At 71.4% G+C, this 17519-nt stretch carries 12 protein-coding genes and 2 pseudogenes; 9 read left to right on the top strand and 5 right to left on the bottom strand.

Going from position 1 to position 17519, the window contains the following annotated elements; translation table 11 throughout:
* Nucleotides 1-80: 80 nt before the first annotated feature.
* Nucleotides 81-1478, bottom strand: a complete 1398-nt coding sequence (locus ACZ6EG_RS17540) for an APC family permease (protein WP_391969724.1) — start codon at nucleotides 1476-1478, stop codon at nucleotides 81-83.
* Nucleotides 1479-1605: 127 nt separating this feature from the next.
* Here ACZ6EG_RS17540 and ACZ6EG_RS17535 point away from each other — a divergent pair, with 127 nt between their 5' ends.
* Both ACZ6EG_RS17535 and ppgK read left to right on the top strand, forming a co-directional pair.
* Nucleotides 1606-2622, top strand: coding sequence for a 4-hydroxy-3-methylbut-2-enyl diphosphate reductase (locus ACZ6EG_RS17535; RefSeq protein ID WP_391969723.1), 1017 nt, complete (start codon nucleotides 1606-1608; stop codon nucleotides 2620-2622).
* 29 nt (nucleotides 2623-2651) lie between these two features.
* A complete protein-coding gene (gene ppgK, locus ACZ6EG_RS17530) occupies nucleotides 2652-3416 on the top strand; it encodes a polyphosphate--glucose phosphotransferase (RefSeq protein ID WP_391969722.1) in 765 nt (254 codons plus the stop codon).
* A gap of 223 nt (nucleotides 3417-3639) precedes the next feature.
* Here ppgK and ACZ6EG_RS17525 read toward each other — a convergent pair whose 3' ends face one another.
* Nucleotides 3640-4296, bottom strand: a complete 657-nt coding sequence (locus ACZ6EG_RS17525) for a DUF6542 domain-containing protein (protein WP_469605418.1) — start codon at nucleotides 4294-4296, stop codon at nucleotides 3640-3642.
* A 176-nt stretch (nucleotides 4297-4472) separates the two neighbouring features.
* Here ACZ6EG_RS17525 and ychF point away from each other — a divergent pair, with 176 nt between their 5' ends.
* Together ychF and ACZ6EG_RS17515 are read left to right on the top strand one after the other, a co-directional pair.
* Nucleotides 4473-5561, top strand: a complete 1089-nt coding sequence (gene ychF / locus ACZ6EG_RS17520) for a redox-regulated ATPase YchF (RefSeq protein WP_391969720.1) — start codon at nucleotides 4473-4475, stop codon at nucleotides 5559-5561.
* A gap of 160 nt (nucleotides 5562-5721) precedes the next feature.
* Nucleotides 5722-5876, top strand: a pseudogene (locus ACZ6EG_RS17515) (DNA-binding protein); the annotation flags it as partial.
* Nucleotides 5877-6291: 415 nt separating this feature from the next.
* Here ACZ6EG_RS17515 and ACZ6EG_RS17510 read toward each other — a convergent pair.
* From ACZ6EG_RS17510 to ACZ6EG_RS17500, 3 genes are all read right to left on the bottom strand, one after another.
* Complete coding sequence (locus ACZ6EG_RS17510) at nucleotides 6292-7155, bottom strand: carbohydrate ABC transporter permease (RefSeq protein ID WP_391969719.1); 864 nt, start codon at nucleotides 7153-7155, stop codon at nucleotides 6292-6294.
* The gene (locus ACZ6EG_RS17505; RefSeq protein WP_391969718.1) at nucleotides 7152-8126 is read right to left on the bottom strand and encodes a carbohydrate ABC transporter permease; all 975 of its coding nucleotides are present in this window, start codon (nucleotides 8124-8126) and stop codon (nucleotides 7152-7154) included. Before ACZ6EG_RS17505 ends, ACZ6EG_RS17510 begins: the two co-directional genes overlap by 4 nt.
* Before the next feature lie 88 nt (nucleotides 8127-8214).
* Nucleotides 8215-9537, bottom strand: a complete 1323-nt coding sequence (locus tag ACZ6EG_RS17500; protein WP_469605413.1) for an ABC transporter substrate-binding protein — start codon at nucleotides 9535-9537, stop codon at nucleotides 8215-8217.
* A 268-nt stretch (nucleotides 9538-9805) separates the two neighbouring features.
* Between ACZ6EG_RS17500 and ACZ6EG_RS17495 the strand changes: the two genes are divergently transcribed.
* The 5 genes and pseudogenes from ACZ6EG_RS17495 to ACZ6EG_RS17475 all read left to right on the top strand — a co-directional run bounded on the left by ACZ6EG_RS17495 (nucleotide 9806) and on the right by ACZ6EG_RS17475 (nucleotide 17482).
* Nucleotides 9806-12277, top strand: a complete 2472-nt coding sequence (locus ACZ6EG_RS17495) for a glycoside hydrolase family 2 protein (RefSeq protein ID WP_391969716.1) — start codon at nucleotides 9806-9808, stop codon at nucleotides 12275-12277.
* Entirely contained in the window at nucleotides 12274-13302 is a 1029-nt protein-coding gene (locus tag ACZ6EG_RS17490; protein ID WP_469605410.1) for a LacI family DNA-binding transcriptional regulator, read from the top strand. Before ACZ6EG_RS17495 ends, ACZ6EG_RS17490 begins: the two co-directional genes overlap by 4 nt.
* A 466-nt stretch (nucleotides 13303-13768) precedes the next feature.
* A complete protein-coding gene (locus ACZ6EG_RS17485) occupies nucleotides 13769-14926 on the top strand; it encodes a cellulase family glycosylhydrolase (RefSeq protein WP_469605407.1) in 1158 nt (385 codons plus the stop codon).
* 110 nt (nucleotides 14927-15036) lie between these two features.
* A pseudogene (locus ACZ6EG_RS17480) lies at nucleotides 15037-15135 on the top strand (XRE family transcriptional regulator); the annotation flags it as partial.
* A 52-nt stretch (nucleotides 15136-15187) separates the two neighbouring features.
* On the top strand, nucleotides 15188-17482 hold the full coding sequence (locus ACZ6EG_RS17475; RefSeq protein WP_469605404.1) for a DEAD/DEAH box helicase: 2295 nt from the start codon (nucleotides 15188-15190) through the stop codon (nucleotides 17480-17482).
* Nucleotides 17483-17519: the final 37 nt, after the last annotated feature.

Here is a 17519-nt window from a genome sequence, read left to right as displayed (position 1 = left end):
GCGGGGCCGCCGCCGAAGCCGCCGGTGTGCGGGGAGGCCCGCCCGGGTCGCCCGCCTTCCGGGCGGTCACCCCCGTCCGCTCACGTCCCCGCCGGAGGCCTGCGCCGGGCCTGGACCGCCAGCACCACCAGACCCACCGCCAGCCAGATCGCCCCCACCACCTGCGCGGTGTGCGAGGCCTCCACGATGACGGCCACGGTGATCGCCGCGCCGAGCACCGGCAGCAGCACATGGCGCCACCAGCTCACCGGCCCCCCGCGGCGCCGCACCGCGAACCAGCCCACCACGCTCGCGTGCAGCAGCGTGAACGCCGTCAGCGCGCCGACGTCGACGACCGAGACCAGGTGGTCGAGACCGTCGTCCCGGCGCGCCGCCCACACCGCCGCCCCCATCGTGATCACGGCCGAGACCAGCAGCGCCACGCGCGGCACTCCGGAGTACGTCCGCGACAGCACCTTCGGCAGCCGTCGGTCGCGGCCCATCGCGAAGATCAGCCGCCCGGCCGCCGCCTGTCCGGCCAGCGCCGCGAACGCCGCACCGATGGCCTTGCTCACCGCCACCAGGTCGTGCAGCCACGTGCCGACCGACGAGTCCACGGCGTCGTAGAACGCCGACCCCTGCCGCTCCGGTTCCGCCGCGAGCTGGGCCGACGACACCGGCTCCAGCAGCGCCACCAGGTACGTCTGCGCCACGAACAGCACGCCCGCCAGCGCCAGGCAGAACAGCAGCGCCCGCGCGACCTTCGCCGACCCGCCGGTGACCTCCTCCGCGAAGGTCGCGATCGCGTCGAAACCCAGGTACGACAGCACCGCCACCGACACCGCGCCGACCACCGCCGACAGCGCGAACGCCCCCTGCGTCCCGTCCCCGGACAGCGGCGACAGCCAGCCCCGCTCGGCACCGTCACGCGCCAGGACCACGACCGCCGCCACCAGGAACACCAGCAGGACCACGATCTCCATGGCGAGCACCAGGAAGCCCACCCGGGCCGCCGCGCGCACCCCCCACAGGTTCAGCGCCGTCGTGACGACCACCGCGATCGCCGTCCACACCCAGCGCGACACCTCCGGGACCAGCGCCTCCATGGCGATGCCGGAGAACAGGTACGCCACCGCCGGGATGAGGACGTAGTCCAGCATCGCCATCCAGCCCGCGACGAAACCGGCCCCGTTCCCGAGCCCCGCGCGCGCGTAGGCGAACACCGAGCCCGCCTGCGGGACCACGCGCACCATCTGGGCGTAGCTGAACGCGGTGAACGCCATCGCGACCGTGGCGATCACGTAGACGAGCGCCACCGCGCCGTGCGACTTGGCGTCCAGCGTGCCGAAGACCCCGACCGGCGCCATGGGCGCGATGAACAGCAGCCCGTAGACGACCAGGTCCCTGAAGCCGAGGCTGCGCTTCAGCCGGTGCTCGTGTTCCTGGTGCTCCTGGTGTTCGCCACCGGCCCCGTCGGCCGTCGTACCGGTCTCCGCCATCGTGCCTCCGCCAGCGCCTCGGACCCTGCTCGGACCCTGCTTCGGAACGTCCCCGTCCGCGTCCCCGTCAGTCTCCCCGGCAACGCCGCACCCACGCGATCTCTGACCCGCCGAACGCGGCCTTACGATGGGTGCCATGACTGCTTCGCCTGGCCGCCGTGTCCTGCTCGCCGCCCCCCGTGGCTACTGCGCGGGTGTGGACCGCGCCGTGATCGCCGTCGAGAAAGCCCTGGAGCAGTACGGCGCTCCCGTCTACGTCCGGCACGAGATCGTCCACAACAAGTACGTGGTCCAGACCCTGGAGAAGAAGGGCGCCGTCTTCGTCGAACAGACGGACGAGGTCCCCCCGGGCAACATCGTGATGTTCTCCGCCCACGGCGTGGCCCCCGTCGTCCACGAGGAGGCCGAGCGCGGCAGGCTCGCCACCATCGACGCCACCTGCCCGCTCGTCACCAAGGTGCACAAGGAAGCCGTCCGCTTCGCGAACGACGACTACGACATCCTCCTGATCGGCCACGAGGGCCACGAGGAGGTCATCGGCACCTCCGGCGAGGCCCCCGACCACATCCAGCTGGTCGACGGCCCCGAGGACGTCGCCAAGGTCGAGGTCCGGGACCCGTCCAAGGTCGTCTGGCTCTCCCAGACCACCCTGTCGGTGGACGAGACCATGGAGACCGTCGACGCCCTCAAGGACAAGTTCCCGCAGCTCATCTCCCCGCCGAGCGACGACATCTGCTACGCCACGCAGAACCGCCAGCTCGCCGTGAAGCAGATGGGCGCCGAGGCCGACCTGGTGATCGTCGTCGGCTCCCGCAACTCGTCCAACTCCAAGCGTCTCGTCGAGGTCGCCAAGCAGGCGGGCGCCCGCGACGCGTACCTCGTGGACTTCGCCGACGAGATCGACGCGGCCTGGCTGGAGGGCGTGACCACGGTGGGCGTCACCTCCGGCGCCTCCGTACCGGACATCCTGGTCGAGCAGGTCCTGGAGTGGCTGTCGCAGCGCGGCTTCGAGGACGTGGAGATCGTCAAGGCCGCCGAGGAGTCGATCGTCTTCTCGCTGCCCAAGGAACTCCGCCGCGACCTGCGCGAGGAGGCGGCGTCCCTGGTGGCGGAGCGGGGCGGCTCCGGTACGGCCGGGGCGTGACCGTCAGTCGTCCGTCGTAACGTGGGGCCATGCAGATCTTCGGCGTGGACATCGGCGGATCCGGGATCAAGGGCGCCCCTGTGGACCTCGACAGGGGCGCCCTGGCCCAGGAGCGCCACAAGGTGCTGACCCCGCATCCTGCGACCCCCGACGGCGTGGCCGACGGGGTGAAGCAGGTCGTCGAGCACTTCGGCTGGACCGGCCCGGTCGGGCTGACCTTCCCGGGCGTGGTCACGGGCGGCGCGACGGTCCGCACCGCGGCCAACGTGGACAAGGGCTGGATCGACACCGACGCGCGGGCCCTGTTCGGCGAGCGGCTGGGCGGGCTGGACGTGACGGTCGTCAATGACGCCGACGCGGCCGGCGTCGCCGAGATGCGCTTCGGCGCCGGCCGGGACCGCAAGGGCACGGTCATCCTCCTCACCTTCGGCACCGGCATCGGCAGCGCCGTCTTCACCGACGGCGTCCTCGTGCCCAACAGCGAGCTGGGCCACCTGGAGCTGGAGGGCCACGACGCGGAGAAGCGCGCCTCCAGCAAGGTCAAGGAGGACCACGACATGTCGTGGGAGCACTGGGCCCACCGCGTGCAGAAGTACCTCGCCCACGTCGAGATGCTCTTCTCGCCCGAGCTGTTCGTCATCGGCGGCGGCGTCAGCCGCAAGGCGCACAAGTTCCTGCCCCACATCGAGGGCATCAAGGCGGAGATCGTGCCCGCCGAGCTCCAGAACAACGCGGGCATCGTGGGAGCGGCGATGCACGCGGCGGAGGCAGCGGGCCGCAGCAGCGCCGGCTGACGGGGCGGGCACCGCGGGCCGGCCGGGGCGGGCTTGCGCGTGTTCCGGGGCCCTGGCGGGTCGTCGGGTCTACAGGTCGTCCGGGGCGGCGGAACCGGCCAGCCGCCTGACCTGTGCACCAGGCCACCTGACCGGCCCGCCCGACCGGCTCACCTGCCGCCCCTCCGCCCCTCCGCCCTACGTCCCTCAGCCGCCCCCCGTCACACCGGCCGGCCGGCCTTCGTCACACCGGCGGGTGCCTCCGTGCGGCGGCCCGGCGACGCATCAGCCGGATCCGGCGGACGAGCACGGTCACCCCCGCGACCAGGGTCCCGCCGTAGAGCCAGCCCGCCTCCGTGGCCAGGGCGGTCACGAGCCCCATCAGCCGCCCGCCCAGCCCCTCGCCGCTCTCGGCGACGGTCACCAGGCCCACGGCGAAGGCGATCGGCACGACGACGGGGGCCGTCAGCAGGTCGCCCCGGCGCACCCAGAGCGCGGTGAGCAGGCACACCGGCAGGAACAGCACGCCGTACACCGTGAGGGACGCGCCGAACAGCACCTGGTCGAGGAAGCCGAGCACGAGCATCACCGCCGCGCAGAACAGACCGCTGCCCAGCCCGGTCAGCCGGGGATCGGGCATCTGGCGCAGGGCACGCACCGCTCGCGCCACCGGCGGGCCGGGCCGCGCCCCCGGAGCCGGCCGTGCCTGCGCCGGCCGAGCCGTGGCCGGCCTGCGCGGGACGCCACCCGCACCGGGCCCGCCACCCGCACCGGGCCCGCCACCCGGCCGGGCGACGGCCCGCCCGGCCGCGGCGCCGCCCGCTCCCCGCCCCTGCGGGGGCAGCGGCGCCCGACCCCGTCGCGGTCCGTACTGCGCAGGTCGCGTCCCGTGTTGCTCCACTGGACCAACTTAGGTCTGTTTATGTGCCGAATAGGCCGACAGACACGCCGTCGGGCAGAGCTTGGCCGAGCGTTCGACGCCACGCCGGGGCGGTACCGGCCACCCCGTAGACTGGTGGATCGGCCCTGCCTGGCCCGCCCCACTCCTCCGCATCCTCACGTACGGGAAGTCGCAACGTGTCGCTCACGATCGGAATCGTCGGTCTGCCGAATGTCGGCAAGTCGACCCTGTTCAACGCCCTGACCAAGAACGACGTGCTCGCGGCCAACTACCCGTTCGCCACGATCGAGCCCAACGTCGGCGTGGTGGGCGTCCCCGACCCCCGCCTGACGAAGCTGGCCGAGATCTTCTCCTCGGAGAAGGTCCTCCCGGCCACCGTCGACTTCGTCGACATCGCGGGCATCGTGCGCGGGGCGAGCGAGGGCGAGGGCCTGGGCAACAAGTTCCTGGCCAACATCCGCGAGTCCGACGCGATCTGCCAGGTCATCCGCGCCTTCAAGGACGAGAACGTCGTCCACGTCGACGGCAAGGTCTCGCCGAAGGACGACATCGAGACGATCAACACCGAGCTGATCCTCGCGGACCTCCAGACCATCGAGAAGGTCCTGCCGCGCCTCCAGAAGGAGTCGCGCATCAAGAAGGACGTCGCGCCGAAGGTGAAGGCCGTCGAGGAGGCCAAGGAGATCCTGGACAAGGGCGACACGCTCTTCGCCCACGGCATCCTCCAGGGCAGCGACCGCGCGGAGCTCCTCCACGACCTGCACCTCCTCACCACCAAGCCCTTCCTCTACGTCTTCAACGTCGACGAGGACGAGCTGACCGACGAGGACTTCAAGAACGAGCAGCGCGCCCTGGTCGCCCCCGCCGAGGCGATCTTCCTCAACGCCAAGCTGGAGCAGGACCTCGCCGAGCTGGACGAGGACGAGGCCCTGGAGCTCCTCCAGTCCGTCGGCCAGGACGAGCCCGGCCTCGCCACCCTCGCCCACGTCGGCTTCAACACCCTCGGCCTGCAGACCTACCTCACCGCAGGTCCCAAGGAATCCCGCGCCTGGACCATCAAGAAGGGCGCCACCGCCCCCGAGGCCGCCGGTGTCATCCACACCGACTTCCAGAAGGGCTTCATCAAGGCCGAGGTCATCTCCTTCGACGACCTGGTCGCCACCGGCTCGGTCACCGAGGCCCGCGCCAAGGGCAAGGCCCGCATGGAGGGCAAGGACTACGTGATGCAGGACGGGGACGTGGTGGAGTTCCGCTTCAACGTGTAGCGGCTGACGCTCACCACGTCGCTGATCTGGCAGACATGCAGGTCAGAAGGGGCCCGACTCTTCGAGGTCGGGCCCTTTGCCTTTTCCCGTGCTGGGATGGTGCGGGGACGTGGAGGCCTGTCGGCGCTGGGAGCCGCTCTGGTGAGTGGCTGAACCGTGGGACGCCGGCTGCCGGCTGCACGGCCACAAGTACGCACCGACGCCCTCGTGGCCGCGATGGCGCTCCGCGCCCCGGCACCCGTCCTCGTACGGACCTCGGACCGCGACGGCTGGTCGAGACCGTGCGGCGACCGCGTACAGATCAAGGACATCTGACCTCGGCGTCTCTGCCGGGCGTGCGCGCAATTCGTCACGAGAATCGCCGCCCGGGTGACGTCCTGGACCTGAAGGCGGAGAGCAGCCACCGCAGTCGGGCGGCATCCGTCTTGCCGTAGACGGCTTCCACCACTGTCAGGGCCGGCACGAGGACGGATACGCCCACGCGCCGAGCAGCGGAGAACTTCTCCGTCTCGATGCCCTCGGAACTTCTCGGTGATCTGCGCACACGTACATGGCGCTGACGGGAGGAGGCGGACCACCGGTTTCGGCAACCGGCGATCCGCCGCTTTGCTGCTGCTCTTCCGCCTGGGACGCGGCCGGCTGGAGGGGGGGAGCGGTCGAAGCGGGCGTTGCGCGTCCCTGCGTCCTTCGCGGCCGGCTTCGGCGACTCCTTCGTCAGCGGGGACGCCTCCTACTTGGTGGCCCCGCGCGCGAACCCGTTGTAGATGTAGCGCTGGAGGAACAGGAAGATCAGCAGGGTCGGGACGATCACGAGGACGGCGCCGGCGGAGATGTTCTCCCAGTGCGCGCCGAAGGGGCCCTTGAAGCGGAACAGGGCCGTCGACATCGTGCCGAGTTCCTCGGAGGGCATGTAGAGGAACGGGATGTAGAAGTCGTTGTACGTGGTGATGCCCTTGATGATGACCACGGTCGCGACCGCCGGCTTGAGCAGCGGAAAAATGATCTTGCGGTAGATGGTGAAGGAGTTGGCGCCGTCGAGTCGGGCCGCCTCGTCGAGGGACCTCGGGATCCCGCGGATGAACTGCAGGAAGATGTAGATCGACACGATGTCGGTGCCCATGTACAGCAGGATCGGGGCCCAGCGGGTGTCGAAGAGGCCGAAGCTGTTGACGACCTGGAAGGTGGCGACCTGGGTGGTCACGCCGGGGACCAGGGTCGCGATCAGGAACAGCGCCATCACGAGACGCTTGAGGCGGAACTCGAAGCGGTCGATGGCGTACGCCGTCATGGAGCCGATGACCACGGTGCCGGTGATGGAGAACAGCAGGATGAAGGCGGTGTTGCCGAAGGCCGTCAGCAGGTGGCCGTCGGTGAACGCCGTGGCGTAGTTGGAGAAGTTCAGCCAGTCGTCCGGCAGGGACAGGGCGCCCTGTCCGTCGGAGATCTCGTCGTAGGACTTCAGCGAGGTGAGGAACACCACGAGGAGGGGCACGAGGACGACGAGGGAGGCGGTGATCAGCGACAGATAGGTGAGTGCGGTGCCGATGCGGGGGCGCCGGCGGGAGCGGTCCCGCTCAGGGGCGGCGATGGTCATACGAGGTCCACCCTCTCGTCGGGCACGATGCGGCGCTGGATCCAGGTGATCAGCAGGATGAGGGCCAGCAGCACCACCGCGCAGGCGGAGGCCAGGCCGGTCTTGTTGAACTGGAAGGCGAACTTCACCGTCTGGATGACGAACGTCGAGGTCTCGGTCGCGCCGCCGGTCATGATGTACGGGATCTCGAAGACGGACAGCGAGCCGGAGACCGCCAGGATGACGCTCAGGCTCAGCACCGGCCGGATGCCCGGCGCGATGATGTGCCGGAACTGCTGCCACCGACTCGCGCCGTCGAGCTGGGCCGCCTCGTACAGCTCCCCCGGGATGGACTGGATCGCGCCGAGGAACAGGACGAAGTTGAGGCCGGTGAAGCGCCACACGGACACGCCGGCCAGCGAGGTGTTGGCGGACTCCGGGGTGCCGAGCCAGGCGTGGTCGCCGTCGGCGCCGAACCAGGACAGGACGGAGTCGAGGGTGCCGCCGTCCTGGAAGAAGTAGAGGAAGACGAAGCCGATCGCGACCCCGTTGATCAGGTAGGGGAAGAACAGGATGCCCTTGAACAGGTTCCTGAAGCGCAGGTCGAAGCTGAGGACGGTGGCGAAGTACAGGGCCACGACGATCTGCACGACGGAGGCCGCGAGGTAGTAGAGGCTGACCGCGAAGACCTTGAAGAGTTCGGGCCGGGTGAACAGCTCGGTGTAGTTGTCGCCGCCGACGAAGTTCCGGTCGGGGCTGACGCCGTCCCAGTCGGTGAAGCTGTAGAAGATCATGTTGCCCACCGGCACGTAGGTGAACGTGACCAGCAGGGCCAGCGGGGCCAGGAGGAACAGCCAGGGGGTGACGCGGCGCCATGGCCGGTCACGCCACGAGGATCCGCGCGGTGTGCGGTGGCGGGATCGTCGCCCGACGGTCCCCTCCTTCTCGGCGGCCGGCGCGGGCGGGGATGCGGTGGAGGCGGTACGGGTCATTGCGGAGCCAGGGCCTTTCGTCGTCCGCTGAGGGGAACGGGGCGCGGAGTCCCTCCCGTGAGCGGGAGGGACCCGGCTGGGCGACGGTTCAGGAGCCGGCCGTCCGCCTCGCCTCGGACCAGCGCTCGTCCAGTTCGTCGAAGTAGCCGTCGAGCGTCCCGTCCACGGCGCCGCGCGCGATGTCGATCAGCTTCTGCCGGTAGTCGGGCTTGGCCAGGCCGATCTCGGAGGCGTTGTCGATGGCGTTGACCTCGGCCGTCCGCGCCTCCGACCGCTCCACGATCTTGACATCGTTGTCTACGTACTCCTGAAGGGTGTCGGGCATCCCCTCGGACTTCAGTGCGGAGACCGCGCCCTCCTTCGCCGCGTAACCCGACTTCTCGGTGAACCAGTCGATCCAGGCCCGTGCCGCGCTCTTGTGGTCGGAGTGGACGTTCACCGCCTGCTGGTAGTCGGAGACCAGGGTGGCGCAGAACCGGCCGCCCTCCTGGGCCGGGACGGGCATGAAGCCGATGTCGTCGGGGTTCTCACCGGCCTTCTCGGCCGCGTCCCGCATCTGATTGATCGCCCAGGAACCGAGCATCATGCTGCCCACCTCGCCCTTGGCCAACAGGGTCTTCGAGCTCTCCCAGTTGGTGGTGGCCGGGTCCTTCTCCGACAGCTTCTCGTGGACGATGTCGTGCAGGAGGGTGTCCAGCGCGTGCAGGTCGGTGCCCTTCTCCCAGGGCTTGTCCATCTCGGCCAGCTTGTCCGAGGCCTGGCTGTCGCAGCTGACCGAGCCGACGCTGTTGGTCCAGGTGCCGCTGAGCGGCCAGCCGTCCTTGAAGTTGGTGTAGTACGGCGTGGCACCGGTCTTCCGCTCGACGGCCCTCAGGTCGTCCAGGAACTGCCGCGGCGTCGTCGGCCACTCGGAGATGCCGGCCCGCTTCCACAGCGCCTTGTTGTAGACGAAGCCGTTGGCGGTGCCGAAGGTGGCGATCCCGTACGTCCTGCCGTCGACGTCGGTCTTGTCGGTGAAGCGGTACGTGCTCTTCATCGTCGAGGTGTCGCCCAGCGGCGCGAAGAACTTCGGGTAGTCGCCCTTGGGGATCACCCCGGGGATCAGCAGGACGTCGCCGTAGTCCTCGGTGTTCATGCGGATCTTCACCTCGCCCTCGTAGTCGGTGAGGCCCTCGAACTCGACCTTCACCTCGGGGTAGGTCCTGTTGAACTCGGCCGCGTACTTCTTCATCGTCCCGTCCTGGATCAGGTCGGTGCGGTTGGTCAGGACGGTGATGTCCCCCGAGACGCCGTCCGGGTCGACCGGCGCGGCGGCTGTCTCGTCGGCGTTCGGGCTCCCGCCCCCGCTGCACCCCGCGACGGTCAGCATCGCGGTGGTGAGCAGAGCGACGCCCAGCGTCTTCTTCCCCATGTGCCCAGCTCCTTCCAGGGACTACGGCTCGGGCTCCGGTGGTTGTCGGCGACTATGGCAGCCACCCGTGAACCGGTAAAGCTCATGCCTTCACCGCGATACTCAATCGTTACCTGCCTGGATTCGGGCGGTGCGAAGTACGCGGCCCCATCAGTGCCCTTGTCGGTGAGGGAGTCGCGAAGAGAGGGCTAGACCGGTTCACTTGGCTGGGGTTAAGTTGAGCGGCGTCGCCCACGAAACCGGGCCCGTCCCGCCTAAGGAGCCGCACATGAAGGAAGTCGTCCAGCTCGCCGAGGGCTGGAGCCTGCGCCACAGCGACGGTCCGCTGCCCGCCCGGGTCCCCGGCTGTGTCCACACCGATCTGCTCGCCGCCGGTCTCATCCCCGACCCCTTCCTCGGCGTCAACGAGCCGGAGGTCGCCTGGGTCGGACGGCGTTCCTGGACGTACGTCCGCGACCTCCCCGCCACCGCCACCGCCGCCGGCGCACACGAGCGGACCGACCTCGTCTTCGACGGGCTGGACACGGCCGCGACCGTCACGCTGGACGGGCGGGAGCTGGGCCGCACCCGCAACATGCACCGCCGCTACCGCTTCGACGTCACCGGCCACCACGGGCCGCTGGCGGTGGACTTCGCCTCCGCCTACGACGAGGCCGCGTCGGTGCGGGCGCTGACGGGGGAGCGGCCCAACGTCTATCCCGAGCCGTTCCAGTACATCCGCAAGATGGCGTGCTCCTTCGGCTGGGACTGGGGACCGACGCTGGTCACCGCCGGCATCTGGCGTCCGGTCCGGCTGGAGCGCTGGTCGACGGCGCGGCTGGCCGCGGTGCGTCCGCTGGTGAGCGTCGAGGACGGCACCGGCCGGGTCGAGGTGCGGGTCGAGGTCGAGCGCACCGCACAGGGCGCGGACCGTCACCTCGTCGTGCGCGCCACCGTAGGAGGCGTCGAGGCCCACGCCGCCGTCGACGGGACGCGGGCCGTGCTGACGCTCGACGTGCCCGACGTCTCCCTGTGGTGGCCGCGCGGCTACGGCGCACAACCGCTGCACGAGCTGGAGGTCGTACTGACCGAGGAGGGGCCGGGGGGCGAGGGCCCGAGGGGGGCCGGGCACGGGACCGCGGAGGGGGCCGAAGGCCGGCGCCTGGACTCCTGGCGCCGGCGGATCGGTTTCCGCACCGTGGAACTCGACCGCTCCCCGGACGAGCACGGCACCGGGTTCACCCTGGTCGTCAACGGCGTCCGCGTCTTCGCCCGCGGCGTGAACTGGATCCCGGACGACGTCTTCCCCTCCCGGATCACGCCCGAGCGCTACCGCACCCGGCTGCGTCAGACGGCCGAGGCCGGTGTGGACCTGGTGCGGATCTGGGGCGGCGGCATCTACGAGGACGACGCCTTCTACGACGTCTGCGACGAACTGGGCCTCATGGTCTGGCAGGACTTCCTCTTCGCCTGCTCCGCCTATCCCGAGGAGCAGCCCCTGCGCGGCGAGGTGGAGGCCGAGGCCCGGGACAACGTTGTCCGACTGATGCCGCACCCGAGCCTCGTGCTGTGGAACGGCAACAACGAGAACCTGTGGGGCTTCCGGGACTGGGACTGGGAGCCCGCGCTCGCCGGGAACTCCTGGGGCGGCGGCTACTACCTGGACCTCCTGCCCCGCGTCGTCGCCGAACTCGATCCGACCCGGCCCTACACCGCGGGCAGCCCCTGGTCCGGGTCGTGGGAGCACCACCCCAACGACCCCGCCCACGGGACCCACCACTCCTGGGAGGTCTGGAACCGCCGGGACTACGCCGAGTACCGCGACTCCGTCCCCCGCTTCGTCTCGGAGTTCGGCTGGCAGGCGCCCCCCACCATGGCGACCCTGCGGCGCGCGCTGCCCGGCGAACGGCTCGCTCCCGACTCGCCCGGCATGCTGCACCATCAGAAGGCCGAGGACGGCAACGGCAAACTGAACCGGGGCGTCGAACGCCACTTCGACCTGCCCGCGGACGACTTCGACCGCTGGCACTACCTCACCCAGGTCGTGCAGGCCCGCGCCGTCGCCGCCGGCATCGAACACTGGCGTGCGCACTGGCCGGTCTGCGCCGGCACCGTCGTGTGGCAGATCAACGACTGCTGGCCGGTCAGCTCCTGGGCCGCCATCGACGGCGACGGCCGCCCCAAACCGCTGTACCACGAGCTGCGCCGGGTCTACGCGGACCGCCTCCTCACGCTCCAGCCGGGTACCGACGGCCCGGTCCTCGCCGTCGTCAACCAGGCAGCGGAGCCGTGGCAGGCCCAGGTGACCCTGCGCCGGATGCGGGCGGACGGTACCGAGATGGCGGACCTGGTCCTCGACCTGACCGTCGGCCCCCGCTCGGTGCACCGGCAGGACGTGCCGCGGGAACTGGCGCCGGACGAGCGCTCGGGCAAGGAACTCCTCGTCGCCGACTGCCGTGAGCTGCGCGCGCTGCATGTGCCCGTGGCGGACAAGGACTTCGCGTATCCGGTGCCCCGTTACGACGTCGCCGTGGAGTCTCCGGTCGGTGGGGGGACGGGTAGTGTCGAGGTCGTGGTGACAGCACACACTCTCGTACGTGACCTTCTCCTGCAGGCCGACCGGCTCGGCCCGGACGCGGTCTGCGACACCGGACTGCGCACCCTGCTCCCCGGAGAACGGGCCCGGCTGCGGGTCGTGGGCGCGGCCGAGGCCGGTGCGAACGCCGTACGCGCCGCACTGTACTGCGTGGCACCGGCGTGAGCGCACCCTCCGAACGCGTCACCATCAAGGACGTGGCCGCCGCCGCGGGCGTGTCGAAGGGTGCCGTGTCGCTGGCGTTCAACCACAAGCCGGGCGTCTCCGAGGCCACCCGGGAGCGGATCTTCGCGGCGGCTCGGCAGCTGGGCTGGGCGCCCAACTCCTCGGCCCGGAGCCTGTCGCGCCAGTCGGTCGACACCGTCGGGCTGGCGATCTGCCGGCCGGCCCGGCTGCTCGGCCTGGAGCCGTTCTACATGGAGTTCGTCTCCGGCATCGAGAGCGTGCTGACCGAGCGGGACTGCTCGCTGCTGCTGCGGTTGGTCGACTCGCTGGAGGAGGAGATCGGTCTGCAGGAGCGCTGGTGGCGGGAGCGGCAGATCGGGGGTTCGATCCTGGTCGACTTCCACCAGGAGGATCCGCGGGTCGAGCCGCTGCGGCGGCTCGGTCTGCCCGCTGTCGCCGTCGGCCACCCCTCCCTGACCGGGGGCTTCCCCTCGGTGTGGACCGACGACGCCGCCGCCGTAGCCGAGGCGGTGCGCTACCTGGCGGCGCTGGGGCACCGGCGCATCGCGCACGTGGGAGGCCCCCGGGGCCTCGGGCACAGCGCCATCCGGACGACCGCGTTCGAACAGACCATGGGCGAACTGGGCCTGCGGGGCGGCCTGCACGCGGAGACCGGGTTCTCGGGCGACGAGGGGGCACGCGCCACGCGTTCCCTGCTGCTGGCCCCGGAACGGCCCACGGCGATCCTCTACGACAACGACATCATGGCCGTCGCCGGACTCGGGGTGGCGGCCGAGATGGGCATCTCGGTGCCGGAGGACCTGTCCCTGCTGGCCTGGGACGACTCCCAGCTGTGCCGGCTGACCCATCCGACGCTGTCCGCGATGAGTCACGACGTGCACGGCTTCGGGGCCCAGGTCACGCGCGTGCTGTTCAAGGTCCTCGACGGCCGGCAGGTCCCGTCCCGGCCGGTGGCGACGCCGTCCCTGGTGCCGCGTGCCTCGACCGCCTCACCCCGTTCCTAGAGCGGGCACGCGCGTGTGTGGAGCGGGGCGTGCGCCACGCTTCACACGGGGCATGGACCGGTTAACCAACCCGGACCATAGGGCCGCGCCCCGCCGCCGTCAATCGGTCCTGAATCACCTTCTTCGCTGGTGAAGGTCGACTCCCTGTCGTGATGGCGTGCTGGTCAGCCTGTTTAGCGGTTTAGTCCGCACGGCTTCCGGGAGTCCTCCGGGAGGCGTCCTCGTGTCCGGTGGGCCGATCCCGAACCGGCTATTGACATGAGCGGAACAGGCGGTGCCTCATGGTGGGGCGACGAGCCGTCCGCGGCTCCCTCGGGCCCGGACCGTCGCGCACCGGGACCGGTTCTCCGGTGCCCGCTCCACTCCCCACCCCCAGCGCCCGTGAAGCGCTCGTCAGGCGCGCCAGCAGGACCGAGACCGACGTCGGACATCGTTGTCATCGGGTGCGGCGACTTCGAGGAGACACATGCGAAAGCCGAGATGCACCCTCATCACGACGGCGGGGGCGGCGTTCGCCGCCGTCCTCGGCCTGGTGGTCTCGCTGGCCGGGCCCACCGTCGGCACGGCGGAGGCCGCGCCCACCGGTATCCGCGTCAGCAACGGCCGGGTGGTCGAGGCCAACGGGAGCGACTTCGTGATGCGCGGGGTCAACCACGCCCACGCGTGGTACCCCGACCGCACGGCTGCTTCCCTCGCCGACATCGCGGCCACGGGAGCCAACACCGTCCGCGTCGTGCTCAGCAGCGGTGACCGCTGGACCCGGACGAGTGCCACCGAGGTCTCCTCCCTCATCGGCCGGTGCAAGGCCGCCAAGGTCATCTGCGTGCTGGAGGTGCACGACACCACCGGCTACGGAGAGGACGGCGCCGCGACCTCCCTGGACAGGGCGGCGGACTACTGGATCGGTGTGCGCAGCGCGCTGGAGGGCCAGGAGGACTACGTCGTCGTCAACATCGGCAACGAGCCGTTCGGCAACACCGGCTACGGCGCCTGGACCGACGCGACGAAGGCGGCGATCGGCAGACTCCGCGGCGCGGGCATCGACCACGCCCTGATGGTCGACGCCCCCAACTGGGGCCAGGACTGGTCCGGCACGATGAGGAACAACGCCGCCTCCGTCCTCGCCTCCGACCCCGACCGCAACACCATCTTCTCGATCCACATGTACGGGGTCTACGACACCGCCGCCGAGGTGCGGGACTACCTGCACGCCTTCGTCGACAACAAACTGCCCATCGTGGTGGGCGAGTTCGGTGACCAGCACAGCGACGGCAACCCCGACGAGGACGCGATCATGGCCACCGCCCGCTCCCTGGGCGTCGGATACATCGGCTGGTCGTGGAGCGGCAACGGCGGCGGTGTCGAGTACCTCGACATGGTCACCGGCTTCGACGCGACCCGCCCGACCGGCTGGGGCAACCGCATCCTGCGCGGCAGCGACGGCATCGCCGCCACGTCCAGGACCGCCACCGTCTACGGCGGCGGGGGCGGCTCGGGCGGCGGCACCGCGCCCAACGGCTACCCGTACTGCCTGGCCGGCGGCTCGTCCGACCCGGACGGGGACGGCTGGGGCTGGGAGAGCGACCGCTCCTGCGTCGTCCGGGGCGGCGCCGCGGACCGCTGACGACCCTCTCGCCGCCCACGGGCGGTCCTCCTGCCCCGAGGGGGAGGCAGGAGGACCGCACGGGCCCGCCGTCTGCCGGCCCCGGTGTCACCGGCCCGTCGTACCGTCGGTCCCGGCCGCACCGGCTGGGCAGCGCCGACGGAGGCGCGGTCGATCTTCTCGTACTGTTCGGCCTGCAAGGGGTGCGTGCGCGGGTGCGCGGCGGCTGAGCGGCGGGGCCGGGGGGCCGGTCCCGGCGGCCGGGAGGGAGTGCGGTACGGGATGGGGCGCGGTGAGCGGGAGACGGTCGCGCGCGGGGCGCGGCTGCGGGAGGCGGCGCGGTCGCTGGCGGAGGACCACGAGCGGGCCGTCGGTGCGGTCCGGGCGGCGCTGAAGCCCCTGCACGACATGGCGGTGACCCAGGCCCTGGAGACCATCCCGGTGGCCCGGTTGCAGGACGTCACCGGCGGGCGGCTGCGGCTGGGGGCGGTCGAGAGAAGCGGCCTCGGCACGGTCCGGGCCGTACGGGACGCCGGTCCCTACCGGCTGCGGCAGATCCCCGGCGTGGGGCAGCGGACCGTGGACCAGATCGTCGCCGCCGCGCGGCAGCTGGCCGAGGCCGCCGAGGAGAGCGCCGCCGTGCACCTGGACGTGGACCGGCCCGAGCCGGGCACGACCGCCCTGGTAGTGGCGCTGCACGTGCTGGTCGAGGCGGGCCCCGAGGCGCGGCGCGCGGTCGACGCGGCGGCGGCGCTGGTCCGGCGGCTCGACCCGCTGCTGGCCGACGCCCGGCCGGCCGCCGGGCGGATCGGGTTGCTGCTGGCCGGACGGGAGCGGAAGAACCGCGCGCTGGAGGCGGTCGCGGCGATCCGGTCGCTCACCGACGAGGCGGAGCGGGAAGGCACCCCCGAACTGCTCGCCCAGGCCTCGGTGGACCTGCTGCGCGGACCGCCGGGCGACCTCGCGGCCTGGACCGGCTTCGAGCTGCGCTCCGCCGAGTACTACGGCCTGCTCGGCGAGATCGCCGGACGCGCTCCCGACACGGCCGCGGCCGAGGGCTTCCTGCCCGACGACATCGCCGAGCGGGTACGGGGTCTGCGGCTCGACGACTCCCACCGCCGGGTGTCCCTGCGCGGGTACCAGGCGTTCGGCGCGCGGTTCGCCCTGGCGCGGCGCCGGGTGATCCTCGGCGACGAGATGGGCCTGGGCAAGACCATCCAGGCCATCGCGGCGCTGGCCCACCTGGCCGCGGGGGGCCGGACCCACTTCCTGGTCGTGTGCCCGGCGAGCGTTCTGGTCAACTGGACGCGGGAGATCGAGGCGCGCAGCACGCTGCGGGCCCTGCCCCTGCACGGACCGGACCGGCAGGACGCGTTCGCCGACTGGCGGGGGCGGGGCGGGGTCGCCGTGACCACCTTCGACGCCCTGCGCGGGTTCCCGGCCCCGGGGGCGGACGAACTCGGGATGCTGGTCGTCGACGAGGCGCACTCCGTGAAGAACCCGCAGGCCCTGCGGTCGCAGGCGGTCGACCGGTGGGCCGGGCGGTGCGACCACGTCCTGTTCATGACGGGCACGCCGATGGAGAACCGGGTGGCCGAGTTCCGCAACCTCGTCAGGATGCTCGACGCCGAGGTGGCGGACCGTCTGGAGGACGGTACGGGGCTGGCCGGTTCGGTGGCCTTCCGCAAAGCGGTCGCGCCCGTCTACCTGCGCCGCAACCAGGTGGACGTGCTGACCGAACTGCCCAGTCTCCAGCACACGGACGAGTGGGAGGAGCTGAGCGCCGCCGACCAGGACGCCTACCGCGAGGCCGTGCGGGACGGCAACTTCATGGCGATGCGCAGGGCGGCGTACGCGCGCCCGGAGAAGTCCGCCAAGCTCGGCCGGCTCCGGGAGATCGTGCGGGAGGCCGGGGAGAACGGGCTCAAGGTCATCGTCTTCTCGAACTTCCGCGACGTCCTGGACGCGGTCCGGGAGGCCCTCGCCACGGAGCCAGCCGAGCCCGCCGACCCCCTCGACGACGCCGACGCCCCCGGACCCGCCGACGCCACTGTCCGCCCCGCCTCCTCGCTCCCCTTCGCCGCCTCTTCCATCCCTTCCGCCCCACCCGGCCCGCAAGGCCCTGTGTTCGGTCCGCTCAACGGCTCCGTGCCGCCCGTCCGACGGCAACGGCTCGCCGACGAGTTCACCGCCGCGCCCGGCCCGGCGGTGCTGCTGGCCCAGATCCAGGCGGCGGGCGTCGGGCTCAACCTCCAGGCCGCGTCCGTGGTGATCATCTGCGAGCCCCAGATCAAGCCCACCATCGAGCACCAGGCGGTCGCCCGGGCCCACCGCATGGGCCAGGTCAGGCCGGTCCGTGTGCACCGCCTCCTGGCCACCGGCGGGGTCGACGAACGGATGGTGCGGATGCTGGAGCGGAAGGCCCGCCTCTTCGACGCCTACGCCCGGCGCAGCGAGGTGGCCGAGGCGACGCCGGACGCCGTGGACGTGTCGGACACGGACCTGGCGCGGCGGATCGTCGAGGAGGAGCAGGCCCGGCTGGGTGTGGGCGACGGGCAGCCGGCACCGGCGCCCTGAGCGCCCGTCACCCCCGCTCGACCACCCTCCGGCACGC

Source organism: Streptomyces sp. NPDC041968, assembly GCF_055589025.1.
Note: the sequence above shows the minus strand (reverse complement) of the source record. Positions and strands in the feature narration are given on the sequence as shown.